At 52.0% G+C, this 23,785-nt stretch carries 22 protein-coding genes; 16 read left to right on the forward strand and 6 right to left on the reverse strand.

Annotation, left to right across the window (positions count from 1 at the left end; all coding sequences use genetic code 11):
• The first annotated feature begins 151 nt into the window (after positions 1-151).
• The 3 genes from ACYVEA_RS24860 to ACYVEA_RS24870 are packed head-to-tail and all read left to right on the forward strand — an operon-like array spanning position 152 to position 3,938.
• Positions 152-679: a (2Fe-2S)-binding protein gene (locus ACYVEA_RS24860; protein ID WP_461116132.1), complete on the forward strand. Its 528-nt coding sequence runs from the start codon at positions 152-154 to the stop codon at positions 677-679.
• On the forward strand, positions 676-1,701 hold the full coding sequence (locus ACYVEA_RS24865; protein WP_461116133.1) for an FAD binding domain-containing protein: 1,026 nt from the start codon (positions 676-678) through the stop codon (positions 1,699-1,701). Before ACYVEA_RS24860 ends, ACYVEA_RS24865 begins: the two co-directional genes overlap by 4 nt.
• Positions 1,698-3,938, forward strand: coding sequence for a xanthine dehydrogenase family protein molybdopterin-binding subunit (locus tag ACYVEA_RS24870; RefSeq protein ID WP_461116134.1), 2,241 nt, complete (start codon positions 1,698-1,700; stop codon positions 3,936-3,938). The genes ACYVEA_RS24865 and ACYVEA_RS24870 overlap by 4 nt, the downstream gene beginning before the upstream one ends.
• Before the next feature lie 151 nt (positions 3,939-4,089).
• On the opposite strand, the gene ACYVEA_RS24875 is transcribed toward ACYVEA_RS24870, so the two are convergent.
• The 3 genes from ACYVEA_RS24875 to ACYVEA_RS24885 all read right to left on the reverse strand — a co-directional run bounded on the left by ACYVEA_RS24875 (position 4,090) and on the right by ACYVEA_RS24885 (position 9,134).
• Positions 4,090-5,682, reverse strand: coding sequence for a serine hydrolase domain-containing protein (locus ACYVEA_RS24875; protein WP_461116135.1), 1,593 nt, complete (start codon positions 5,680-5,682; stop codon positions 4,090-4,092).
• Between the two features lie 96 nt (positions 5,683-5,778).
• A complete protein-coding gene (locus ACYVEA_RS24880) occupies positions 5,779-7,557 on the reverse strand; it encodes a glycoside hydrolase family 9 protein (RefSeq protein WP_461116136.1) in 1,779 nt (592 codons plus the stop codon).
• A 380-nt stretch (positions 7,558-7,937) separates the two neighbouring features.
• A complete protein-coding gene (locus ACYVEA_RS24885; protein ID WP_461116137.1) occupies positions 7,938-9,134 on the reverse strand; it encodes a Gfo/Idh/MocA family protein in 1,197 nt (398 codons plus the stop codon).
• A gap of 257 nt (positions 9,135-9,391) precedes the next feature.
• Between ACYVEA_RS24885 and ACYVEA_RS24890 the strand changes: the two genes are divergently transcribed.
• From ACYVEA_RS24890 to ACYVEA_RS24900, 3 genes are all read left to right on the forward strand, one after another.
• On the forward strand, positions 9,392-9,928 hold the full coding sequence (locus tag ACYVEA_RS24890; protein ID WP_461116138.1) for a YfiT family bacillithiol transferase: 537 nt from the start codon (positions 9,392-9,394) through the stop codon (positions 9,926-9,928).
• 85 nt (positions 9,929-10,013) lie between these two features.
• Complete coding sequence (locus tag ACYVEA_RS24895) at positions 10,014-10,172, forward strand: FeoB-associated Cys-rich membrane protein (RefSeq protein ID WP_461116139.1); 159 nt, start codon at positions 10,014-10,016, stop codon at positions 10,170-10,172.
• Positions 10,173-10,224: 52 nt separating this feature from the next.
• Positions 10,225-11,619 (forward strand): DUF4403 family protein, encoded by a 1,395-nt coding sequence (locus ACYVEA_RS24900; protein ID WP_461116140.1) that lies wholly within the window; start codon positions 10,225-10,227, stop codon positions 11,617-11,619.
• A gap of 82 nt (positions 11,620-11,701) precedes the next feature.
• Here ACYVEA_RS24900 and ACYVEA_RS24905 read toward each other — a convergent pair whose 3' ends face one another.
• From ACYVEA_RS24905 to ACYVEA_RS24915, 3 genes are all read right to left on the reverse strand, one after another.
• On the reverse strand, positions 11,702-12,322 hold the full coding sequence (locus tag ACYVEA_RS24905; RefSeq protein ID WP_461116141.1) for a DNA-3-methyladenine glycosylase family protein: 621 nt from the start codon (positions 12,320-12,322) through the stop codon (positions 11,702-11,704).
• Between the two features lie 134 nt (positions 12,323-12,456).
• Positions 12,457-13,350 (reverse strand): NmrA family NAD(P)-binding protein, encoded by an 894-nt coding sequence (locus ACYVEA_RS24910; protein WP_461116142.1) that lies wholly within the window; start codon positions 13,348-13,350, stop codon positions 12,457-12,459.
• 343 nt (positions 13,351-13,693) lie between these two features.
• A complete protein-coding gene (locus ACYVEA_RS24915) occupies positions 13,694-14,557 on the reverse strand; it encodes a porin family protein (protein WP_461116143.1) in 864 nt (287 codons plus the stop codon).
• Between the two features lie 220 nt (positions 14,558-14,777).
• Here ACYVEA_RS24915 and ACYVEA_RS24920 point away from each other — a divergent pair, with 220 nt between their 5' ends.
• The 10 genes from ACYVEA_RS24920 (at position 14,778) to ACYVEA_RS24965 (ending at position 23,708) form a co-directional block, all read left to right on the forward strand.
• Positions 14,778-15,716, forward strand: coding sequence for an alpha/beta hydrolase fold domain-containing protein (locus tag ACYVEA_RS24920; RefSeq protein WP_461116144.1), 939 nt, complete (start codon positions 14,778-14,780; stop codon positions 15,714-15,716).
• Between the two features lie 61 nt (positions 15,717-15,777).
• Positions 15,778-16,758: an aldo/keto reductase gene (locus ACYVEA_RS24925; RefSeq protein ID WP_461116145.1), complete on the forward strand. Its 981-nt coding sequence runs from the start codon at positions 15,778-15,780 to the stop codon at positions 16,756-16,758.
• Positions 16,759-16,965: 207 nt separating this feature from the next.
• Entirely contained in the window at positions 16,966-17,610 is a 645-nt protein-coding gene (locus tag ACYVEA_RS24930; protein WP_461116146.1) for a (2Fe-2S)-binding protein, read from the forward strand.
• The gene (locus ACYVEA_RS24935) at positions 17,607-18,590 is read left to right on the forward strand and encodes an FAD binding domain-containing protein (RefSeq protein ID WP_461116147.1); all 984 of its coding nucleotides are present in this window, start codon (positions 17,607-17,609) and stop codon (positions 18,588-18,590) included. Before ACYVEA_RS24930 ends, ACYVEA_RS24935 begins: the two co-directional genes overlap by 4 nt.
• A gap of 8 nt (positions 18,591-18,598) precedes the next feature.
• Positions 18,599-20,845, forward strand: a complete 2,247-nt coding sequence (locus ACYVEA_RS24940) for a xanthine dehydrogenase family protein molybdopterin-binding subunit (protein ID WP_461116148.1) — start codon at positions 18,599-18,601, stop codon at positions 20,843-20,845.
• A 134-nt stretch (positions 20,846-20,979) separates the two neighbouring features.
• The gene (locus ACYVEA_RS24945) at positions 20,980-21,120 is read left to right on the forward strand and encodes a hypothetical protein (RefSeq protein WP_461116149.1); all 141 of its coding nucleotides are present in this window, start codon (positions 20,980-20,982) and stop codon (positions 21,118-21,120) included.
• A complete protein-coding gene (locus tag ACYVEA_RS24950; protein ID WP_461116150.1) occupies positions 21,117-21,317 on the forward strand; it encodes a type II toxin-antitoxin system RelE/ParE family toxin in 201 nt (66 codons plus the stop codon). Before ACYVEA_RS24945 ends, ACYVEA_RS24950 begins: the two co-directional genes overlap by 4 nt.
• A gap of 17 nt (positions 21,318-21,334) precedes the next feature.
• A complete protein-coding gene (locus ACYVEA_RS24955) occupies positions 21,335-21,652 on the forward strand; it encodes a helix-turn-helix transcriptional regulator (RefSeq protein ID WP_461116261.1) in 318 nt (105 codons plus the stop codon).
• A 42-nt stretch (positions 21,653-21,694) separates the two neighbouring features.
• Entirely contained in the window at positions 21,695-22,771 is a 1,077-nt protein-coding gene (locus ACYVEA_RS24960) for a dipeptidase (RefSeq protein ID WP_461116151.1), read from the forward strand.
• Positions 22,772-22,895: 124 nt separating this feature from the next.
• Positions 22,896-23,708, forward strand: coding sequence for a DUF3050 domain-containing protein (locus ACYVEA_RS24965; protein ID WP_461116152.1), 813 nt, complete (start codon positions 22,896-22,898; stop codon positions 23,706-23,708).
• Positions 23,709-23,785: the final 77 nt, after the last annotated feature.

Here is a 23,785-nt window from a genome sequence, read left to right on the forward strand (position 1 = left end):
GCTGAGGGACGGACAGGCACACTTTGTCATTTCGCAGATTTCGTATGCATATAGGCTACTTTTTACATTGATTCTACCGTTTACGTAGTTTTTAAAACAACTCCAGGTACTAACGGTTTCGGCACTAGATATTCTACTAACTACCAACGTTATGACCCTTACTGCAACGGCGCCACCGCTGAAAAAACGAGCGCCCTCGCTGCCGCCGGTACAAACGGTTACGCTAACCGTTAACGGCAAAGAAAGGCAGCTCCAACTTGCTCCCTGGACGAGTCTTCTCGATGCATTACGTGAGTACATGGACCTGACAGGCACCAAAAAAGGCTGTGATCACGGCCAATGTGGCGCCTGTACGGTGCTGCTCGACGGTAAGCGTATCAACGCCTGCATGACCTTGGCTATTATGCAGGAAGGCAAGCAGATAACCACGATCGAAGGGCTGGCTCAGTCGCCGGATGAGTTGCATCCACTGCAACAGGCCTTTATCGATCACGATGCGTTTCAGTGCGGTTACTGTACCCCCGGACAGATTTGCTCGGCGGTTGGTCTGATGAACGAGGGGAAGGCCAAAACTACGGCCGACATTCAGGAACTGATGAGCGGGAATATCTGCCGCTGCGGTGCCTACACGAATATTGTGGACGCAATTGAAGAAGTCATGAACAAACAAGCCGCATGAACAGCTTCACTTACACCCGAGCCGATGCCGTTGCTACGGCGGTAGACGAACGCGCATCCGACCAGACTGCCAAGTTCATTGCGGGCGGCACTAACCTCATCGATTTGATGAAGGAAAACGTAGAGCGCCCGACGCGACTGATCGACATTACGCGCCTGCCGATGGCTACCATTTCCGAAACCATGGAAGGTGGTCTCCGATTGGGAGCGTTGGTGACCAACGCCGATACGGCTTATGATGAACGGATCATTCAGCGGTATCCGCTTTTGTCGCAAACCATTTTGGCGGGAGCCTCTCCGCAACTGCGTAACATGGCGACCGACGGCGGCAACCTGATGCAACGAACCCGCTGCTATTACTTCTATGACGTAGCAACGCCCTGTAACAAGCGCGAACCGGGTTCGGGCTGCTCAGCGATAAACGGATTCAATCGGATTCATGCCATTCTGGGTACGAGAACGCTGGATCGGGATGGACAGTTGGCGGAACCGACTTGCATCGCCACCCATCCGTCGGATATGTGTGTGGCACTGGCGGCACTCGAAGCGGTGGTGCGCGTAACGGGCAAAAATGGCGAACGTAGCATTCCGTTTGCTGAATTTCACAAACTTCCCGGCGATACGCCCCATATCGACAATACGCTTGAACCCGACGAAATCATTACAGCGATCGACCTGCCTGCCAAAGGATTTTCGGAAAACTTTATGTACCTGAAACTTCGAGACCGGGCCTCCTATGCTTTTGCCTTAGTTTCCGTAGCGGCTGTATTGGAACTGGACAATGGCACAATCACCGACGCTCGAATCGCCCTTGGGGGCGTAGCACATAAGCCGTGGCGCAAACCCGAAGCCGAAGCGTTGCTGGTTGGTAAACCGGCCACGAAGGAGAACTTCCAGGCCGCAGCAGAAGCTCTGTTGACAGGAGCGCAGGGCTACGGACACAATACGTTTAAAATTGAACTGGCTAAACGTGCTATTGTACGGGCACTAGGACAGGCCGCTAAACTCGAACCAACCGCATGACCGCCATTGGAAAACCCATAAGCCGCGTCGACGGCAAGGAAAAAGTGACTGGCAAGGCCAAGTATGCTGCCGAATTTAACGCACCTGATCTGACGTATGGCTACGTTGTGTCGAGTGCGATTGCGAAAGGAAAAATAATAAATATCAACGCCACCGACGCCCTCAGTCTGGACGGCGTTTTGCAGGTATTTACGCACGAGAATCGACCTAAACTCGCTTGGTTCGACATAAGTTACAAAGACCAGGATGCGCCACCGGGTTCGCCATTTAGGCCGTTGCAGGATGCAACGATTAAATACAGTGGACAGCCAATTGCCCTGGTTGTTGCCGAGACCTTTGAAGTGGCTCGATATGCCGCTTCGTTAATTCGAATCGATTACAAAGAGACCGCGCATGAAACTGAACTGGAAACGCATCTGCATGAAGCCCGTGAACCCAAGTCCGGTGTTGCCAGCTTATTAAAACCACCGCCACCCAAACCGCGTGGTGACTTTGAGGCAGCTTATCAGGAAACTTCGGCCAAAGTAAACGGACGCTACGTGCATGCGGCTGAACACCATAATCCGATGGAGTTGTTTGCCAGTACGGTCATGTATGAGACGGATAGTAAGAAAAAGCCGAAACTGACCATTTACGATAAAACGCAGGGCGTAACGAACAGCATTCTATACGTTTCGCAGGTATTCAACATCCCCTTCAAAAACTTGCGGGTAGTGTCGCCGTACATGGGCGGGGGATTTGGATCGGGATTACGTCCACAGTATCAACTGTTTATGGCTACAATGGCGGCCCTCGAACTCAAACGATCGGTACGTGTTACGCTCACTCGCCAGCAGATGTTTACCTTCGGCCATCGCCCAGCCACCGTGCAGAACGTAGCCCTCAGTGCGCTGCCCGATGGTACGATGAACGCGCTATACCACGATGCGTTTGGCGAAACCTCGCAGTTTGAAGATTATACCGAAGTCGTCGTTAACTGGGGAGGCATGTTGTATCCACCGGAGAACGTGAAGATGGAATATAAGCTGGTGCCGCTGGATGTATACAGTCCGCTGGATATGCGGGCACCCGGGGGCGTAACGGGTATGTCGGCGCTGGAAGTAGCGGTAGATGAGCTGGCGTACAAAGTGGGTATGGACCCACTGGAATTTCGGCTGAAAAATTATACCGATCTGGATCATAACGAAAAACGACCGTATTCAAGTAAAGAACTTCGGGAGTGTTTTCGGCAGGGTGCCGAGCGATTTGGCTGGTCGAAGCGGTCATTTGAACCCCGTTCGATGAAGAAAGACCACAACCTGATTGGCTGGGGAATGGCGACCGGTATCTGGGATTCCAACATGATGGGTGCCCGCGCCGAAGCGGCTCTGCTGGTTAATGGTAAACTGTGGGTCAGTAGTGCCACCGCCGATATAGGTACCGGTACGTACACGATCATGACGCAGATTGCTGCTGATACGCTCGGTATGCCCGTTGAGGACGTTATGTTTAAGCTGGGGGATACCGATTTCCCGATAGCGCCTATTTCGGGTGGTTCCTGGACAGCGGCCACGGTTGGTTCGGCAGTACAGGCGGTTTGCGAAGAGGTCGGAAAATCGCTGCTCAAACTGGCGAAGAAAATGCCTGCCTCACCCTTCAAGAGCGCCAAGTGGGACGACATCGAATTTGCGGAAAAGCACCTGCGCCTGAAGAAAGACCCGTCGGTTTCGGTTTCGTTGATGACCCTTGTCGAGCAGAATGGCGGAAAAGCCGTGCGCGAAACATCAGGTGCGTTTGCGGATGTGTTAAAACAGAAGAATTATACACGTAGCGTGCACGCTGCTGCCTTTGTTGAAGTGATGGTGGATGAAGAGCTGGGCACGGTGAAGGTAACCCGGGCGGTAAGCGCCGTTGCTGGTGGTCGGATCTTAAACCCAAAAACCGCCCGGAGTCAAATTCTGGGGGGGATGGTGTGGGGAATCAGTAAAGCGCTACATGAAGAAAGTGTGCTGGACCACAATTTCGGGCGTTTTATGAACCACAATCTGGCCGAATACCATGTATCGGTCAACGCCGACATCCACGAACTTGACGTAATTTTCGTAGAAGAGCACGATGATATTGTCAACAAGCTGGGCATAAAAGGGCTGGGCGAAATTGGTATCGTTGGTATGCCAGCCGCCGTTGCCAACGCCGTCTTTCATGCCACCGGCAAACGCATGAGGGACCTGCCGATTACGCTGGATAAGTTGTTGTAGTTTCTCGATAAAAAAAGGAACCCGAACCCGTGCCACGGTTTTGAACCGTGGCACGGGTTCGGGTTCCTTTTTTTATCGAGAAATCCCCTGAAGGGGACTTTGCTCACTTTCAGACAAAGTCCCCTTCAGGGGATTTAGGGGTTTAATATTATCAGGCCACTGCTTTCCCTTCCAGTACTGGCCGTTTGTCTTTTGTTTTATTAATAATACTTAAGCTACTCTGGAATTCGACCTGTACGCCATTCTGGCCAAACCGGCAGGTAACCATATCGTAGTGAGCCGTTTCAATAAATCGCCAGATCATCACGAACGTGTTGGCGTCCTGCCAACTACCGCTGCCTGCCACTTTTCGGGTATTACCACCAGGTACAACCGTTGGGGTTAATGTAAGCGGTGCCAGTGAAAACGTTGTTGTGCTATCCCGCCAACGATTTATGCCGCATAAAACCTGGTGATCGCCCTGGTCGTCCTGAAGTTTAAAAATGCAGCCATCTTTGCCGAAGGTCAGCGTTACGTCTTTTACGTGTGTTGAATTGTCGGCAATGGCATAGGTCTTGCCGCTTATTTGAGAAGCCACCGACGAGGCTACGTTTGTAGCGGCTGGCAGCAGCGTTAAGGTGGTCAGTTTTTGCGTTAGAGCGGCCTGTTTGATTTTGTCGCCTGGTAATCCTTTTCCCTGAAGCGCGGGCAGAATATGGTTCCAGACTGCATCGAGAATCCCCTGCATATTTCCTGACTCCGACGTAATGGCAATAACGGCGTCTTCCTTGGGAAGTACGATGCAATACTGCCCGAAGGCACCATCGCCCCGGTAGGCATCGTGGCGGCATCGCCAGAACTGGTAGCCGTAGCCCTGAATCCAGTCGTTTACACTCTCGTCACCTTTTCCACCTTTGGACTGTACTTCTTTGCGGGTTGCGTCGGCAATCCAGTCTTCGGCGATCAGGCGTTTGCCATTCCACATGCCTTTTTGCAAATAGAGCTGGCCGAATTTGGCAATGTCTTCGGTACGTAGCCGAAGGCCCCAGCCGCCGGTATTGATGCCATTTGGATCAACTTCCCAATCTTCGCCCTCAATGCCCAGCGGGCCAAACAAACGCGGTTTTAGGTACTCAAGAACGGTCTGGCCCGTGAGTTTCTGGACAATGGCCGAGAGCATATACGTAGCACCGCTGTTGTATACGAAAAATGTGCCTGGTTTGTGATCAACGGGGAGGCTCAGGAACGACTTTACCCAATTTGTATCCGTCCCACCGCGAAGCGAAGGCGTCGAATCTTTATCGTGCCCAGTCGACATGGTCAGCAAATCCTTCACGCGCATAGCCGCCAGATTTTCACTGATCGTTGCCGGTACATCTTTCGGAAAGAACGAAACAATCTTATCCTCAACCGTCAATCGCTTTTCTGCGACGGCTATCCCAATCGCCGATGATGTGAAGCTTTTGCTCAACGAATACAAGGTATGCTTCAGTTGCGGTGCGTAGGGTGCCCACCAGCCTTCGGCAACCACCTGCCCATGACGTAGCACCATGACACTGTGCACGTTGAGTTTCTCGCTCTCAATCGTATTGACAAAATCCAGCAGGCCGCCGGGTGCAACGCCCTGCGTTTCGGGCAGGCTCCGGGGAAGTTTGGCCGTTCTGGTTGGTAGCGCCCAACCCGTAGTTGGTAACGTAGTGGCAATCGTCAGGCCAACAGCGCCAAAGCCCAGTTGCCGAAGGAAATCTCTGCGGTTCAGGTTCATCGTTCTCGGTAAAGGAAATAGTGTATGACAACGTCAATGGCATAAGGCAGGACGCATCTGTTTTTACCACTGCTTTTTTAGAAGAATCGAGGAAGACTATCGAAGCTTCTGTTCACTCTGCAACGCTTCCAGAGCCGTCGCCAGATAGACGAGTGGCGCATTCCAGTTAATGGCGATTTCGTTCGACGCGTATGAACAGTCGACGTCGATATACACCTCGTCGGCCAGGGTCGTTGTGTAACCTGCGCATTTGTCCTGCCTGGCGGCATTGGCATTCGTGCCACCCGACAATAGGCCCGGTATGGGTTCCTCAATGCCATCGGCAACGGAGGGGCGGTGGTGCGGATGCATGGGCGTTTTACGGCCGAAACCCGTCACAAATGAGTAGCCGACCGCGTTTCGACCCAGCAGGTAATCCAGGTTGCCCAGTGCATAATGCAGATATTGGTTACGATTGGGCGCGTCCGTTAGCCGGTACGCCTGTAGCAGTGCCATGCCCTGATTAGCCGCTTCGGCACTACTTCCCCAAATAAAATCCTTTGCCGACTTACCCATTACCGTCTGAAACGCCTGTTTGTCAGCGCCCTGAATCAACGAATCGGCCATCGAAATAAGGTGGTTTTTCACCAGCGATACGTCTTTCTTCCCAATAGCTGTAAGATTTTTCGCTGAACGCGCGAGAGTGTAGTACGCCAGCGTGCGAACGTTTGCCCACGATGGTATTGGCGTTCGGCCGTCGGGGAACAGGTTGACTGCCGTGTAATACGTATCATCGCTGGTGGTGACGTAGAGTTCAGCAGCGGCCCAAATCCATTCATCGCTGGCATCCCGGTCTTCGTAGCCGCCCGTCACTATGTCGGGGTCGAATTTGGCGTTCATCGCATTTTGATTGTACGCTAGCGTCGGGTTCGCTTTCGCCCACTTCCAGGCCTTGACGGCGGCCGACAGACAGGAGTCTGCCAGACCGGGAAGCTCGCGGTCGTATGGTTTATAAACCCGGTTGGCCTGTGCCATAACGGCCGCAAAATCGAGTGTGGCGGTAATGCTTTTCTGAACAACGTAGCGTTCTTTGACTGCTCCATCTGGCATAATCATTCCGTCGAAACGGGCGTTGGTCAGTTTGTGATAGACGCCCCCATCGGCCGGGTCCTGCATGGTAAGCATCCAGCGAAGGTTCCACAGCGCTTCGTCCAGCAGATCAGGCAGCTTATTCTGGCTTTCAGGGATGTTGACCGAAAGCGATTTTGTGTAGGCCGGGAAGTCTTCAAACAGCGACAGGAGGGTTCCCATCGTAATGCCCGAATTAACAATGTATTTGTTGTAATCGCCCGCATCATACCAGCCCCGGGGCGCCGAAATAACTGTTCCTTCCGGGCGACTTGGCGACGCTGCCGAAGGGTGAATGAGCACCTGATTGTCGGGGTGCCCGGCCGGACGAGCCCACTTTCCTGCGAACTGAGCCGGTAAAGCAGTGGAGGCCCGCTGATAATAAAAGCCCTTCAATGCGCCGATAGCGACGTCTCGATGCACGTTCGGGCGAACGGCAAACGGGGAGGAGCGACCCAGCCCAGGAATGACGACAACGTAGGTTCCGGGCTTGGTGAAATTCGAAAAATCGGCGCTATGGGTTGTTTTGCCGGAAATGGCGTTCTGCCGCGCTGCTCCCACAGTACCGGTAAATACTACTTTTTTTAGGTCTGATGTCATCAGTTGAAATGGCCCTTCAACGGTTCCAACAACCACCGCAATTTTGGCTGCATTGGGGTAATAACCTAGTTGATTGAGCCGGATTGCTTCAGAAAGAGCCTGGCCCCGAACGGCAGCTACGTTGCTTATGAACAGTAACGGGAGTATAAGAATCGGTATTCGATTCATGTTGAAAAGAGTTATAGGAGTAGAGTCAGGCACAAAATAACGGTGGTGGCAATGTTAAGAAATTGCCACCACATGACCACATTTTTGACGTGAACCAGGTGAAAAATCAAGTAGTGAGCCATTTTTTTGGTGGCCCAACCCCATCTATAAACTCGACAGCTTTCCTGCCACCTCACGATCGGATGTGCTCCCCTGGTTAGCATCCCTACCATTGCTATGTTTTGGCAGGAGCCCTTGTCCTCTTATTACTGTAGTCGTACCAATAAATCCAGTACTATTCAGGCCGAGGCTGGACCGATCTTTATGGCGCTTATTTCTGGTTATATAAAAACAAAAAGTTAGGTTTTGGGGCGCAATTAGTGAGATAAACGACAGGTGTGCTAGCTCCGAAGGGCTGATTTATCCATAACCTGAAGTACCTCTTTCGTTGAAACTTTCTTACCCGTCCGGGCTGCTTCGAAAATGGCGGTTAGTAATTGTACATCCCGCATACCTAGCTCACCAGGTACGGTTGTCGGCTGGTTCTTTAAAATACACTCGGCAAACGCATCCATTTGGCGGGCTTGCTGCGGTACGTTCTCGATCTTCATATCGCCCTGGCTTGTCTTTCCTTTCAGGCCTGAATAGCCAAACGACGGATCTAGCTCGAACCAGCCTTTGGCCGCTTCGGCCCGTAATTTATTCAGCTGTTTGTTGAAACTGGCTGTGCAGTCTGCCACAGTGCCATCCGCGAAATGCAATTGAAAGTCGGCGCCTTCCTCCACCTTGCTGAATTTCTCCGGGTCGGTTACCGGGTGGAACTTCGCCGTTATGGCAATGGGCACCTGGCCTTTGGTGTAGATAGCCCCCTGCAGACAGTAAACACCTACGTCGCGGATGGGGCCACCGCTGCCAATGCCACGTCCTAACCGCCAGGGCGAGCTTTCATCCTGAACCTGACCATTCTCAGCAATAATGTGGTTAATTTTACCAAATACCTCTTTCTGCCCCAATCGCATCATTTCCTGATTATGGGGTTCAAAATGAAGCCGGTACCCAATGGACAGTTGCCGATTGGCTTTTTTGCAGGCATCAATCATCTGCTGACACTCCTCCGGCGTCATCGCCATTGGCTTTTCGCAGATGACGTGTTTGCCCGCTTTAGCCGCCCGGATGGTGTATTCTGCGTGCAGGGCATTGGGTAAGACGACATAAACAATATCAATGTCTGGGTTGTCGGCGATCTGATCGAATGTTTTGTAATCGTAAATGTTTTTATCGGCAAGATCATATTTCTTCTTCCATTTTTCGGCTTTGTCCGGCGTACCGGTAACGATGCCCGCCAGACGACAGTTGGTTGTTTTTTCCAGCGCTGGTGCCAGTTGTCCCTCACTGTATTTGCCCAGGCCCACCAGGGCAATACCGAGTTTACGTTCCGAGCCCGTTTTGGTGGTGGTGGAGCTGGCTTCATCGGCGGTTGATTCACTACGTTTGCTGGTGCAGCTTTGCAAACCCAGCGTTGTTAGTTCCGAAATTAGCAGGGAGGCCGCTCCCAGATGCTGAATGAAATGACGACGTGAAAAAGACGATTGTTTCATAACGAGGAGTAAGTTGAGCCGTACAACAATTGAACAGGTCTATTTTCTTTACTCCATTTTAACCCTGGTCTGCTTCAAATGTTGGCTCGTTAATCTCTTCAACTGGATGAATCAGATCTGAAACGGAGACGTCACGTTTGTAGAACCGGACTAGGTCTTAAAAAGAAACTGGACGATTCTGAAAACCAACGGCGCAGGATATTTGTATTAAAAAGCCAATTCAATTCATTTATAAACCTGTCGGTCGGATACTAATTATGCAAGATCTCGATTCTCTCCGTTATCCCATTGGTGATTTTGTTTATGGGCAATCATACGCGCCTACGGACACGAAACAGCACATTGCCAGTATTGACCATTTTCCCGTAAAACTGACAGAGTTGGTTGGCAAGTGGGGCGATGACCGACTGGATACGCCCTATCGGCCGGAAGGGTGGACAATCCGACAATTAGTCCACCACGTAGCGGATAGCCACATGAATGCCTATGTGCGGACCAAACTGGCCCTGACCGAAGACAACCCAACGATCTCGCCCTATGAGGAAGGCGAGTGGGCGAAACTGCCGGATTCAGAACTGGACGTAGCCATCTCACTGGTGTTGCTTCGGAGTTTGCACGCACGCTGGGTACAAATTCTAAAGTCATTGACTGAGGCTGACTTGCAACGTACATATTTTCACCCCGGTAGTCAGCGGACCTTTGCGCTCGCGGAGGTAATTGCATTGTATGCCTGGCATAGTGAACACCATTATCAGCACGCTTTCCGGCTGGCTCAGCGGAACGGATGGGTGTAAAAAAATGTATGATATATGACATAGGACATATGGCTCTTGCCGAAAAACATACATCCTGTGCCCTATATCATACATCCAACGTATCATGCAGGAATTTATCGTCTTACTGATTTTTGCCGCTGCGCTGGTATACCTTGGTAATCGAGCGTATCAGAGCTTTTTTGCGAAAAAAAAGGCTGGCTGTGGCAAAGGATGTGGTTGCGAAACGGACGTTAAAGCACGGACGCTAGTAACCGAAAAGTGAATATAATTTTAGCTCGCCAACATTTTGTTGATCCGTTGTGTTTGTTGTAGCAGTGAATGCTCGACAAATCATCGGATTTTTAGTTGTACTGGGAGCCCTGGCCGCTTCCATAAGTTGCCATCGTGTCCGGCCAGACGCCCCCGTCAACGAGGAGTTCGAACCGGCGGTTGTCGATCCGGTCTCCTACATGGCCGGCAAGCTTACCTTCAACATAAAAGATCTGGAGAAGAAAGTGAACAAGGGGCTGTCTACCACACTGGTAACAGAAGAAACCTTTGAGGGGAAGTCGGGGGAGGCCTGGCATTTGCGCGTCGAACGAACCGGACCTGTACGTATCACCTACGCCAATCGGCAGGTTTATTTCTCTGCTCCCCTACAGGTCTGGTACACGAATCCTATCGGCCTGCGCAAAAGCAAAAACCGCAAAAGCCGCCCCCTCTGTGCAATTGCCGTTAACTTTGTCAGCCCGGTTGGCGTTGGCCCCCGCTGGCGATTAGAAACCAAAGCCCGTTTCGAGAAATACGAGTGGATTCAGAAACCAACCGTTCAATTACTGGGTATAAAAATCAAGGTTACGAACATTGCGGAAAAACTCCTTGACAAACGGAAGGCCGATATTGAAGCGGCCATCGACAAAGCCGTTCACGACGGACTTCGGCTCGACCGGGAAGTAAGTAAAGTCTGGCGGGATATGCAGAATCCGCTACGGATTGCCAAAGTGCCTGCCAACATATGGTTGATGCCTCAGCCGTTCAGTATCGCCGTTGCCCCGGTTTACGGCAATGCGAAACAAATTACCGTACCTATTCAGATTGCGTTTCGGGTGAAAACACGCCTTGGCGACAGACCGATGGTTGATACACTGCAACTGTTGCCAAGGCTGCTACGTCGGAAAGTGCTGCCGGATTCTTCCCGCCTGGAGGTACTTGCCTTCATTCCGTATACGGATGTCAACCAGGTGCTGGCCCGCACATTTACCAATCAGAAATTCGATCTCGCCAAGGGAAATGTTCAGGTTAAAAGTGCGTCGGTGTATGGAAGCGGGAAGAAACTGATTCTGAAGGCCGACGTAGGAGGAACCGTTTCGGGAACGTTGTATTTTCATGGAAGTCCGCACTATGATACATTGACAAATACGCTGCGTATGCTAAACGTAGATTTCGACGTGGACACGAAAGAGCGGTTGTTTGCTACGGCCGACTGGCTCCTGCACGACCACCTCCGCGACACGATTCAATCTGTGATGGTAATTCCGTTACGGCAACAGCTGTCTACACTACCCGATAAAATAGAAACAGCGTTTGCCCGCGCCAAAGTCGGTCAGAAAACCGCCCTCAACATCGATACTTTTCGGCTGATTCCTCAGCGCATTGTGGTGCGTCCCAACGGTGTGCAGGTCTTAATCAAAGTGAAATCGAAAGTGGCCGTGAAAATAAAACGGTTGTAGAGACATAACCCTTTGCGTCTCCTCTCCCGGATGGTTTAGCTGAATATGGCTGACGCATAAGGGAGCGCAACCCTTTGCGTCTCTACACATTGCCCGGTTTCCAGCGCCACAAATACCGGCTGGCTTCGGTTCGATAGGGGCGCCAGGCGTTCGCGATTTCGTGCAGAACTTTGTATAAAGGCTTGCCGGTCAGCCCTTCGGTTTTTTCCGGATAGGCACGTAGCATCCGTTGCCGAATCACCAGATCATCGATCGGAAAAACGTCGGGCCGGTTGAGCACGAACATGAGCATCATCTCAACCGTCCAGCGGCCAATGCCTTTTATCGGGATCAAATACTGCACGATTTCTTCATCGCTCATTGGGTCGAGGTGAGCGCGATCGATTGGATTGGCTAACGAAAATTCGGCGACGCTTTGCAGGTATTTAATCTTCTGGAACGAGAGGCCCGCGCTACGTAGCTCGTCGGTCGTTTTGAGAAGCAGAGCATCGGCATGCGGATAATTATCGGGGAACAGACTCCGGAAACGGGCGAAAATGGCGTCGGCCGCTTTTACGGAAATCTGCTGTGATACAATACTTTCGAGCAGGGCCAGGTATACATCGTCGGCATACTCGTTGAAAATTTTGGGCGATGGTGTTTCGGCAATAAGGCGTGCCATGACCGGGTCCTGGGCGATATGGGCAAGCGCTAAATCGTTCATAGTACGTAGCGTTACAGCGGTTTATAAACTAGTAACAGAAAAATCCCACCCCGATTGCCGGGAGCGTAGGATATCCGCTAATTTATAAACAGATAGAACGGTCAGAATCATCCGAGAAGCGTAGTTCTGAATCGCTATCGACGCGTGGCTAGTACGTCCCGGACGCTGGTCCAGGTTAGGTCGGGGTAGCGGTCGTTGTCGATCGGGTCGTTCTGCACGCTGAACATACTCTGCATGTATTGTCCACGCTGCCAGTCGGGGTAGACCTCCTGTTCGCCCTCGGGATGAGCCGCTCGCTCGCGTCGGTTATAGGCCGCCAGTTCGTCACGACTGCCCATGCGGATCAACGTGAAGGGCGCCTTTACTACGTCTTCCGCAACGGTTTTTAACTCGTTGGGACTAATCTGAAAGCTGGCAATACGCAGAACCCTTGGTGTACTCGGGTCCAGTGCGGCAACCGCTGTAAAGGCCGCGGTGTCGTTCATGGTTGTGAAATCTACCCGCCAGTCGGGGCTTTCCCAGTAGCCGATGCTTTTGTTTTTAAAATTGAGCATTGGAATGTTATAGGTCAGCAGTTCCGCGAAGGCTCCGTTGAGGATGGACGTTCCCCGGATAGCCGTCTTCGTATCCAGATAGGCGTTAAATTCACGGCGCAGATCGAAGTTTCGGTTATCGCCCGGAGACAGTTTGGTGAAGTCACTCGAAAAATCGGAGGGAATAAAGCGCGGTACGCCAGCCGCCAGCGCTGCTTCGAGCAAGTTGGACTGAGCGTCGACAATAACATCGTGTAAGCCCTGTAATGCCGAAACAACGCAGGAAGCGCCCGCACAGGCTTCGGTGAGCTCATCAATATCCGATAGCTCAACTCGGATAACCTTTATTCCCCGCTGCTCAAGGGTTGCCACTTTGGTCGCATCTGTACTGGGGCGAACCAGCGCCTGCACCTCGGCACCTCGGTTAAGCAATGCCTTACTAATTCGACCGCCGAGATCACCCGTACCACCCGCTATTACAATAATTGGTTTCATTCCATACTCGATTTACCTTGACAAAGACCCTGTTGAAGGGAATTGTTTGACGGTATAGTGTAGACCAGGGAAATGAAGGGAAATATCCAGCAGGATGGTGCCTGGTTGTTCTCACCAGTGATTACATACCTATAAGTTTTGAAAAACCTTAGAAACTGTCTGTTTTGCCCCTAAATCCCCTGAAGGGGACTTTTCTCACTCCCAGCCTAAGTCCCCTTCAGGGGATTTAGGGGCAAAACAGACCAGAGAAAATAATCCTAAACAGACTCCCTATATAAATCGTGAGCCGCTACGCTGGTCTAGTAAGGACCAACGTAGCGGCTCACAGAAATTAAGTGACAATCTATCGTCCGCCCAGCGGGAAAAGATAGCCTACCGACAGCATTGCATTCTGAGGTTTTAGCTTTGTGCCGTCGTCGTTACTCGAAAACAAGTAGGAATAACGGGCTTCCAGTTGAACGGCACCCGGTCCGGCCTGTAAAGCCACTCCGGCGCCACCCGAAACCCCGAACGAAAAACGGCCGGAACCCGTCATGTCGATCTTCTGCGATTCTGACTGACCCGCTTCCTGCACCGAAATCGTTCCGCCCATCGTGTAGCTGCCTACCGGACCGGCATTGACAAAAAACCGAAGATTAGGCTGTCCGAAGGACGCTTTGAACAATACGGGGACCTCGATAAGGTTATATTTCAACTGCAGATAATCGGGGCCAGCGGTCATCTTAACACCATATTGGGTATACAGAATTTCGGGTTGTACCGAAAAGTTTGGGCCGCCAAAATTGAACATCACGCCCCCGTGGAAGCCAATGACACGGGCAACTTTAACACCTTCTCCAAAATTTGCCGGATCAAAACCACCAATCGTTGAGGAGTTGGCCCCTAACCGGAATCCAAGCCGGAAACGGCTGTTCGCCACGTTTACGGGCGCCGAATACTGAGTCGGTCGACTGGCTGGTGCTGCCTGTGCCTGAGGAGCCGCATAGACGGTCGCTGGTTGTTGTTGCGGCTGGGGAGCGGGCGCTGCATTCGCCGACTGTGGAGCGGTGTATGAGGCTGCCGAAGCGGGCTTTTTCGCCGGAGCGGCAGCGGTTCGGGTAACGGCCGGACGTGCCGTTGTGGTTGACTTGCGAACGGCTGGTTTAGGTTGTGCCAGCAGGCTTTGCGAAACGAGGGATAGAGTAAGTAACGAGAAGAGGACTTTCATGATTCAAGTAGTTTTTTGTTGTTTACTGAATCAAAATTGTGGGTTTCCCGCTTCGTGTCCAGCGCTGTATCGTTTGAACTGCCATTTTCTTTGATTGAACTGATAATTTGACAGGATTTACAGCCGGGCCAACGTTCGGATAAACCAGCGTTTGATTTATAGTTTAATCCAGTAAATTCTGTCAGAAAAGACTAAATTTACCTAATTCCAAACCCCACGTATGAATACCATCTCCATTCAGCATACCCTACATATTGTGCTATGTTTACTACTAACCGCTCCGTTATGCCGGGCGCAAAATAGCAATCCTGTAAAAGCCATTTTTCCGGCGGATACCCGTTTCGTAGCGAACGTAGCGTATGCGGGTGATACGTTAAAAAAGCACTTGCTGGACATCTATCTGCCCGCCAAGACCGGCACCAACCCGCCGTTGGTGGTTTGGGTGCATGGAGGTGCCTGGATGCAGAATGACAAGTATGCCGACATGGGCTACATGAAAAATACCGTCCGCTCGATTCTGGAAAAAGGATATGCCTTTGCCTCGATCGACTACCGGCACAGCACCACGGCTCCGTTTCCGGCCCAGATTCAGGACTGCAATCAGGCGCTTGAATTTCTCTATCAGAACGCAGCTAAATATGGCTTCGACCGGAATCGGATTGCCCTGATGGGTTTTTCGGCGGGTGGCCACCTGGCGTCGCTGCAAGCCCTGTCCAACAATAACGATATGCCTGATTTTTACGTCAATCGGAAGAAGCCATCGTTTCGCATCAAAACCGTCGTTGACTTCTACGGCCCGGCCGATTTACTGGCGATGGTTCGTCGGGATGCACCGCTGTCGGATACGGCCGTCGCCAGTCCCGAAAAAAACCTGCTCGGAGCCTCTCCGTTACTACGTCCCGATCTGGCAAAACGAGCCAGCCCCGCTACGTACATCGATAAAAACGATCCGCCTTTTCTGATCATTCAGGGCGAGAAAGACGAGTCGGTACCTGCTGCTCAATCGGTCATGTTAAGTTCGTGGCTGACGCTGGCTCAGGTGAAGAACAGGCTCATCATCGTGCCCGGTGCGCCACATTACGGGGTTATGTTCGATAGCGATTTCAATCAGAAGGCCATCTTCGACTGGCTGGATACACATCTGAAAGGAACGAATTGAGGATTCTGAAAACGATTCGTCTGCTGGTGAGTTTCTTTAACGAAGAAAGTAAACTCACGGTATGGAATACGTACGATTCGGAAATACGGGGATGGTCGTCTCCAAAATTTGCCTGGGCTGCATGACCTACGGCCGGCCAACGGACCGCTGGCCCTGGGCGCTGAACGAAGAGCAAAGTCGCCCGTTTATTCAAAAAGCCCTTGAACTGGGCATTAACTTTTTCGATACGGCCGATGTCTACACGGCAGGGGCCAGTGAAGAAGTGGTAGGGCGGGCACTACGTGACTTTGCGTCCCGCGACGAGGTGGTTCTAGCCACGAAAGTCTTTAACCCGATGGGCCCCGGTCCCAACGACAAAGGCCTTTCCCGCAAACACATCATGAGCGCTATCGACGCGAGCCTGAAGCGACTGGGAACCGATTACGTCGACCTTTACCAGATTCACCGCTGGGATTACGACACGCCCATTGAAGAAACGATGGAGGCACTACACGACGTGGTGAAAGCCGGAAAAGCCCGCTACATTGGTGCGTCGTCCATGTTTTCCTGGCAGTTTGCGCAGGCGCAATACATCGCCGATCTGAACGGCTGGACGCGGTTTGTATCCATGCAGCCGCAGTACAATCTGGTGTATCGCGAGGAAGAGCGTGAAATGTTGCCGTTCTGCAAGGATCAGAAAATCGCCGTCATTCCCTGGTCGCCCCTGGCGCGGGGCTTGCTGACGGGCAAACGTAGTCGGAAACGTAACGAAACCGAACGCGCGAAAACAGACACCTTTGGCAAGTCGTTGTACACACGCGACGATGATTTCGCCATTGCCGATCGGGTGACGCAACTGGCCGAAGCCCGCGGAATTCCTGCTACGCAAGTGGCACTTGCCTGGTTATTTTCCAAACCTATCGTTACAGCGCCCATCATCGGGGCCAGCAAGCCGGGTCATCTGGAGGATGCCGTTGGGGCGCTTTCCGTTACGTTGTCGGATGATGAAATCAGGCAGTTGGAAGAGCTTTACCAACCACACCCAGTGCTGGGCTTTTCGTAATATCTCTACTTATAAAAGAATAGCCTGCCTTCACCTCTAAAATCGTTCGCGACCCCGGCCCAGAAGGGGACTTTGCTTACGCTCTATAACAATGTCCCTTCTGGGCCGGGGTCGCGAACGATTTTAGGTTTGTGGACTCTGTGGTTAACATTTTCCTTCAACACATTTTTAGTAAGCTACTACGTCAACACTAACTCAACGGACGACATGAAAGACGATGAAATCAACGATGGCTCGACAGAAAACCCGGGGTCGTCCCGGCGGGGTTTTCTCAAGCAATCATCGGCACTGGCTGCGCTGGCCATAACACCCCCGGCGGCTATAACGGCGGTCGAGAAGGGGCTGGATGAGAAACTGGCCGTTGCTTTTGAACAGATTCCTCTGAAGGTTGAAATCAACGGAGCGATGCAGCAACTGAAAATCGAGCCGCGCGTTACGTTGCTGGATCTCCTGCGCGAACAACTCAACCTGACGGGCACGAAAAAAGGCTGCGATTACGGCCAGTGCGGTGCCTGTACCGTGCACGTCGACGGCCAACGGGTCAACGCTTGCCTGACACTGGCAATGACGACCGACGGTTGTAAAGTGACGACCATCGAAGGGCTGGCCGAGGGCGGCCCGGAGGGTAAGCTACATCCGATGCAGGAAGCGTTTATCAAACACGACGGCTTTCAGTGCGGGTATTGCACGCCCGGTCAGATCATGTCGGCGGTGGCGTGTATCCGGGAAGGACATGCCGACAATCCGGATGAAATTCGGGAATACATGAGCGGCAACATCTGCCGCTGTGGCGCATATTCGAACATTGTAGATGCCATTGTGGACGTAAAACAATCCGGAGTCAGAGTATGAACCAGTTTCAGTATGTGCGGGTTACGAACCCCAAAGCGGCCATCGCGGCCATCACGAAAGATAACACGACGATGTTTCTGGCCGGTGGTACCAACCTGATCGACCTGATGAAACGTGGCGTTACGACGCCCGAAAAACTCGTCGATATCACCCGGATTCCGCTCAACACGATCGAGAAAACAGCCACCGGACTACGTATCGGTGCGTTAGCCAAAAACACGGCCGTGGCCGAACATGAGCTGGTGGTGAAGAACTTTCCGCTGTTGTCGATGGCGTTAAATGCCGGAGCCTCCCCCCAGTTGCGGAACATGGCGACGGTGGGTGGCAACATGATGCAGCGCACCCGTTGCTCGTATTTTTATGACACGGCCCTGCCCTGCAACAAGCGTGAACCGGGCAGTGGCTGTGGTGCCATCGGTGGCTACAACCGGATGCACGCCATTCTCGGTGCCAGTAACAAATGCATCGCCGTACACCCGAGCGATATGTGTATTGCGTTGGTTGCGCTGGATGCGACCGTAAACATATCAGGCCCAAAAGGAGATCGACGGATTCCGTTCGGTGAGTTTCATCGCCTGCCCGGTGATACGCCCCAGAAAGACAATACCCTGCAACCCGGCGAACTGATCATGTCGGTTGATTTACCAATGAACGGATTTGCGGGGAACTCGCATTACCTCAAAGTTCGTGACCGGGCGTCCTATGCGTTCGCGCTGGTGTCGGTCGGTGTGGGGGTAAAGATGAATGGGAACACCATTCAGGAAGCCCGGCTGGCCATGGGGGGCGTCGCGCACAAACCCTGGCGACTGGTTGAAGCGGAGAAATTTCTGCGTGGCAAACCGGCCACAGAAGCCATGTTTAAGCAAGCGGCTGAACTGGCGATGAAAGGGGCTAAAGGATACGGTGAAAATGATTTCAAGCTGACCATGGCGCCCAACTCGATTGTTGAAGCGCTAAAAACGGCCACTAAAACGGCATAACCCCGACCATGACGAAAGACACAAAGAATCCGCCCATCGACCGGGTTGACGGGCGCATGAAAGTGACTGGCGGGGCCAGATACTTTGCGGAGTTTGAGATGCCCAATACTGCCTATTGCGTGATTGTTGGCAGCGACATCGCCAAAGGAACCATTGCTGGTCTCGATACCAAAAAAGCCGCGGGTGCCCCCGGTGTATTGGGCGTCTTTACGCATCAGAATATGCCGCAGATTCCGGGCTGGGATGCGCCCGTTCAGGGTAATGGCAACGGTCCTCCGCCGGGACCACCATCGGGTGGAGAGAAGTACCGGATTCTACACACGAACAAGATCTTATTTTACGGACAGCCGATTGCGATGGTCGTGGCCGATACGTTCGAACGGGCAACCTACGCGGCTTCGCTCGTAAAAGCAACCTATAACAAACAGCCTCACCAGACGGATCTGACCAAAAATCTGGAGAAAGGCGTAACACCGAAAGGCCCCCGGTTTGAAGATTACTCGCGGGGAAATGCCGATGCGTATAAATCGGCGCCCGTGACGCTGGAAGCCAAGTACACAATCCCTATTGAAGTGCATCAGCCGATGGAACTGCACGGCGTACTGGCGGGCTGGACCGGCGATGACAAGGTAATGGTGTATGCCAAAACCCAGGGGGTGAAAGGTACGCAGAAGTCGGTGGCGGATGCTTTTAAGATTGACCCAAACAACGTTCACGTCCATACCGAGTTTATGGGCGGGGGCTTCGGCATGGGGCTACGCACCTGGCCGCAGGAGATCGCGGTGGTGGCCATCGCCAAAAAAGTAGGTCGTCCGGTAAAGCTGATGCTCACCCGCAGCCAGATGTTTTCGCTGGTGGGCCATCGGCCCACGACGGTACAAACCATCAACATGGGGGCCGATGCGAACGGAAAACTGGTTGGCCTTTCCCATGCCGCTACGGGTGAAACCGCTACGTATGAGGATTTTACCGAGGGCACGGTAAGCATGACCAAGTTCATGTATGACTGCCCGAACGTGAGCACGAAATACAAAATCGTGCCACTCGACCGGGGGGTACCGATCTGGATGCGCGGACCGGGCGAAGCAACCGGAGCCTTTGCGCTCGAATCGGCGATGGATGAAATGGCTCACAAGCTCAAACTCGACCCTATCGAATTCCGGCTACGGAACTATACCGAAACCGACCCCGAACATAACCGACCGTACTCGGACAAAAACCTGAAAGAGGCTTATCAGAAAGGCGCCGAGGCCATTGGCTGGAGTAGTCGTAAAAACGAACCCGGCAGTAATCGAGATGGTGACTGGCTGATTGGTTACGGCATGAGTTCGGGTACGTTCAACGCCAGCAAGGGCGGGGCCACTGCACGGGCCGTACTGAACGCCGATGGTACGTTGCTGCTGCAATGTTCGGTGACCGATATTGGACCGGGTACAGGCACCGCCATGACCATGATTGCGCATAATGTACTGGGCGTTCCGGTCGATAAAATAAAAGTGGAGTACGGCGATTCGGCATTGCCCAACTCGCCCCAGCAGGGTGGGTCAACCATTACGTCGACGGTTGGTTCGGCGATCCATCAGGTCTGTACGTCCGTGAGAAAATCCCTGATGGACATAGCAACGCAATCGGGCACACCGCTGGCCGGACTTAAACCCGACGACCTGACCATTGCCGATGGTTTTGTGTCTGTCGATGGTGATAGCAGCAAGAAAGTAGCGATTGGTGATCTGCTAAAAAAAGCAAACCTGGCAACACTCGACAAAACCGAAGAGTCGAAGGGGAGCGGTAAGTCGGATGAGCAGAAATATTCCATGTATTCGTTTTCAGTGCATTTCGTGCAGGTGCGCGTCAACCCGTCTACGGGCGTTGTACGGGTGTCAAAAGCGGTCAGCGTGGCAGATTCAGGACGTATCATCAGCCCGAAAACAGCCGCCAGTCAGATGATTGGTGGGGTAGCGGGAGGCATCGGCATGGCCCTGACGGAAGAAGCCGTCATTGACCATCGCTTCGGTCGGTACGTCAACAACAACCTGGCCGATTACCACGTAGCGGTCAGCGCCGATGTACCGCATACCGAAACAATTGTCATCGACAAGCCCGATCCGTACATCAATCCCATGGGGGCTAAAGGCATGGGCGAAATTGCCCTGATCGGGTTTGCGGCTGCTGTTGCCAACGCGGTGTTTAACGCTACCGGCCAGCGCATCCGCGACTTGCCCATCACGCCCGATAAATTGCTGAGAACGGTATAAGCTGCTAGTTACCCTAAACCATCCGCTACGTCTACTTTCTAGAGAAAGACGTAGCGGATTTTTATTGCACTGAGCAAAGCGTGATCAGCTGTTTGTTTCTTACTAAGGAAACTTTTATTTTTGATGAGAAAGGAATGGGCCAAAAATTTATTGTTGAATTATTGCCAGATGCTGTTGAGTTTCTGGAAAATCTTGACGACAAGGCACGAGAAAAAATCTACTTCAACATCCGAAAGGCTCAATACATCAATGACAGTGAACTTTTCAAAAATTGAACGACCAGATTTGGGAGTTCAGAACTTTGTACCAGGGGAAAGCTTACCGACTTTTTGCCTTTTGGGACAAGGTCGCCCCTGTAGAAACGTTAGTAATTGCCACGCATGGAATGCTGAAAAAGACGAATAAAACACCACCTAAAGAGATTGAAAAGGCTGAAACTATTCGCAAACAATACTTGAACGAAAAGAAATGAACGATACAACAAAGCCATTGAAAACTGTTTCGCTGGACTCAATGATCGAAAAGCACATTGGAAAAGTAGGAACATCGCGACGAGATACCTTTGACAATGAACTAAGAATTGAGTTATTGGGAAATGCCATTAAACAGGCCCGGAAAGAACGCCATCTAACGCAGGAGCAACTGGGCGCTTTGGTAGGCGTTCAGAAAGCCCAGATCTCAAAATTAGAAAATAGTGTGACGAACGCCCGATTTGAAACAATCCTGAAAGTGTTTTCCGCGCTGGGTGCAAAAGTGAATTTTAATGTCGAGCTAGACGACAAACAGATGACCCTTTCTAAGCAATGAACTGAATGTATTCTGCTACCTTATATTGCTCACCACCTTCCTATGCAAACACGAAAACAGTTTTTGAAAAGCGTATGTACCCTGGCGGCTGGAGCTGCCTGGCTACCCGTAGATAGCCTGGCGGGTTTTGCCATGCCTGCTCCGAAGACGTCGATCTATTTCGATTTTCACTGCCATCCGGGATGGTCAATGACAGAACGCAACTTCGCGAATAACCCGGAAACCAGGCTGACCCAAACGGTTAGCGACATGAAACAAGGCCAGTTGACGGGTGGCTTCCTCGCGTTGGTAGCCGATGCTCCGCTTATCAAACCAGGTCCCAAAGGCATAATCATTACCCGGAAATACGCGCCGGGCGAGGAGTGGGCCGAGTATAAACGACAGCTCCAACGGCTCAAAGAAGTGTTCAGTGCCCAATCCATCCCGTTTTCAACCGACCTGAGTGGCCTGAACGCCGAACAGAGTAGTCCCTTTGGTTATCTCGCGGTGGAAGGGGGCGATTTTCTGGACGATCAACTCCAGCGGCTGGACGAGGCCTATCAGGATGGTGTTCGATCCGTTCAACTGGTCCACTATGCCCCCAACAATATCGGCGATCTTCAGACGGCCGAACCTGCATTTAATGGGTTATCGTCGTTTGGGAAAGACGTCGTAAAAAAGATGAACGAACTGGGCATGGCGATCGACGTAGCACACGCTTCCTTTCAAACAGCCAAAGCGGTAGCCAGCCTCACGAAGGCGCCTATTTTGTTGTCGCACAGTGTGCTGCAAATGGAAGCCGATCGGCCAATTGCCGTCCGGGCGATTTCGAAAGAGCACGCAAAAGTAGTGGCTGATACGGGTGGAGTAATTGGCGCGTGGCCCTCCGGATTTAACAAAAGCTTCGACGACTATATCGATAATATAAAGCGTCTGGTGGACGTAGTAGGCATTGATCATGTGGGTATTGGCACGGATATGAGCGCCAACTTCCAACCGGTGATGACCAGCTACACGCAGTTTCCTCAGGTAGCGGAAGCCCTCAAAGCAAAAGGACTTTCCAGCGACGAAGTCGACAAGATAATGGGCGGAAACGCCAAAACGGTGTTAGCCAAGATAGCGAAGTCGCGGGCAAAGTGATGAGTAACAGTTTGCTACGTATCTCCGTAATACCAGGAGGAGGGCGAATGGTTGGCGCTCAGGACTCGCCAAAATCTGTTAGTGAGTGCCAGCCGTATGTATGAAAAAGTGAAAATGACCAATGATGAACCAGCGAATTGAACAGATTAAAAAAGGAATTGAGCCGTTACGGGAGGAGATCATAAACCACAAGGTCTATGCCGCGATTCAAAGTGTTGAGGATATACGGGTGTTTATGCAGTACCATGTGTTTGCCGTCTGGGATTTTATGTCGTTACTCAAGGCGCTGCAAACGAATCTGACCTGCACATCCGTCCCCTGGTTTCCGAAAGGATCGGCCGAGACGCGCTATTTGATCAATGAAATTGTGGCTGGAGAAGAATCGGATGTGGATAGGGAGGGTGTACGGAAAAGCCATTTCGAACTATATCTGGATGCGATGCAGCAATGTGGAGCTGATACGTTACCCATTGAAACCTTTATTGCCGAATTGAAAGCAACCGGCGATTTCGACCGGGCATTTACGCGGTCGGGAACACCGAAGGCCGCCGAAGACTTTGTTCGTTTCACGTTTGACGTGATTGTGAGCAACCGGGAGCACCTGCAATCGGCGGTGTTTACATTCGGACGGGAAGATTTGATTCCCGGCATGTTCATGTCCATCATCGACGACCTGCATACCACATTTCCGGATAGCCTGTCAATCTTCAAGTACTACCTCGAACGCCACATTGAAGTAGACGGTGATCACCACAGCAACCTCGCGCTGCAAATGACGGCGAACCTGTGTGGCGACAACGAACAGTACTGGCAGGAAGCCGAACAGGTAATTCGCCAGGCGCTGCAAAAGCGCATTGACCTCTGGGACGGTGTCTATAACGAGCTAACGGAGAAGCGATTAAATCATACACCAGAAGAAATGGTTGACGCGGTTTAGTGTTTAGACTGCCGGTAGACGATTGAGAACCGCATAATCAATCGAGTAGACTGAGTCATCCGCTACGTTTATCTTTA

It is taken from the genome of Spirosoma jeollabukense (assembly GCF_054777855.1).

Excerpts from the sequence above, each read along its gene's own strand:
- ACYVEA_RS24860 (WP_461116132.1), top strand. The coding sequence starts at position 152 with ATGACCCTTACTGCAACGGCGCCACCGCTGAAAAAACGAGCGCCCTCG.
- ACYVEA_RS24865 (WP_461116133.1), top strand. The coding sequence starts at position 676 with ATGAACAGCTTCACTTACACCCGAGCCGATGCCGTTGCTACGGCGGTA.
- ACYVEA_RS24870 (WP_461116134.1), top strand. The coding sequence starts at position 1,698 with ATGACCGCCATTGGAAAACCCATAAGCCGCGTCGACGGCAAGGAAAAA.
- ACYVEA_RS24875 (WP_461116135.1), bottom strand. The coding sequence starts at position 5,682 with ATGAACCTGAACCGCAGAGATTTCCTTCGGCAACTGGGCTTTGGCGCT.
- ACYVEA_RS24880 (WP_461116136.1), bottom strand. The coding sequence starts at position 7,557 with ATGAATCGAATACCGATTCTTATACTCCCGTTACTGTTCATAAGCAAC.
- ACYVEA_RS24885 (WP_461116137.1), bottom strand. The coding sequence starts at position 9,134 with ATGAAACAATCGTCTTTTTCACGTCGTCATTTCATTCAGCATCTGGGA.
- ACYVEA_RS24890 (WP_461116138.1), top strand. The coding sequence starts at position 9,392 with ATGCAAGATCTCGATTCTCTCCGTTATCCCATTGGTGATTTTGTTTAT.
- ACYVEA_RS24895 (WP_461116139.1), top strand. The coding sequence starts at position 10,014 with ATGCAGGAATTTATCGTCTTACTGATTTTTGCCGCTGCGCTGGTATAC.
- ACYVEA_RS24905 (WP_461116141.1), bottom strand. The coding sequence starts at position 12,322 with ATGAACGATTTAGCGCTTGCCCATATCGCCCAGGACCCGGTCATGGCA.
- ACYVEA_RS24910 (WP_461116142.1), bottom strand. The coding sequence starts at position 13,350 with ATGAAACCAATTATTGTAATAGCGGGTGGTACGGGTGATCTCGGCGGT.
- ACYVEA_RS24915 (WP_461116143.1), bottom strand. The coding sequence starts at position 14,557 with ATGAAAGTCCTCTTCTCGTTACTTACTCTATCCCTCGTTTCGCAAAGC.
- ACYVEA_RS24920 (WP_461116144.1), top strand. The coding sequence starts at position 14,778 with ATGAATACCATCTCCATTCAGCATACCCTACATATTGTGCTATGTTTA.
- ACYVEA_RS24925 (WP_461116145.1), top strand. The coding sequence starts at position 15,778 with ATGGAATACGTACGATTCGGAAATACGGGGATGGTCGTCTCCAAAATT.
- ACYVEA_RS24930 (WP_461116146.1), top strand. The coding sequence starts at position 16,966 with ATGAAAGACGATGAAATCAACGATGGCTCGACAGAAAACCCGGGGTCG.
- ACYVEA_RS24935 (WP_461116147.1), top strand. The coding sequence starts at position 17,607 with ATGAACCAGTTTCAGTATGTGCGGGTTACGAACCCCAAAGCGGCCATC.
- ACYVEA_RS24940 (WP_461116148.1), top strand. The coding sequence starts at position 18,599 with ATGACGAAAGACACAAAGAATCCGCCCATCGACCGGGTTGACGGGCGC.
- ACYVEA_RS24945 (WP_461116149.1), top strand. The coding sequence starts at position 20,980 with ATGGGCCAAAAATTTATTGTTGAATTATTGCCAGATGCTGTTGAGTTT.
- ACYVEA_RS24960 (WP_461116151.1), top strand. The coding sequence starts at position 21,695 with ATGCAAACACGAAAACAGTTTTTGAAAAGCGTATGTACCCTGGCGGCT.
- ACYVEA_RS24965 (WP_461116152.1), top strand. The coding sequence starts at position 22,896 with ATGAACCAGCGAATTGAACAGATTAAAAAAGGAATTGAGCCGTTACGG.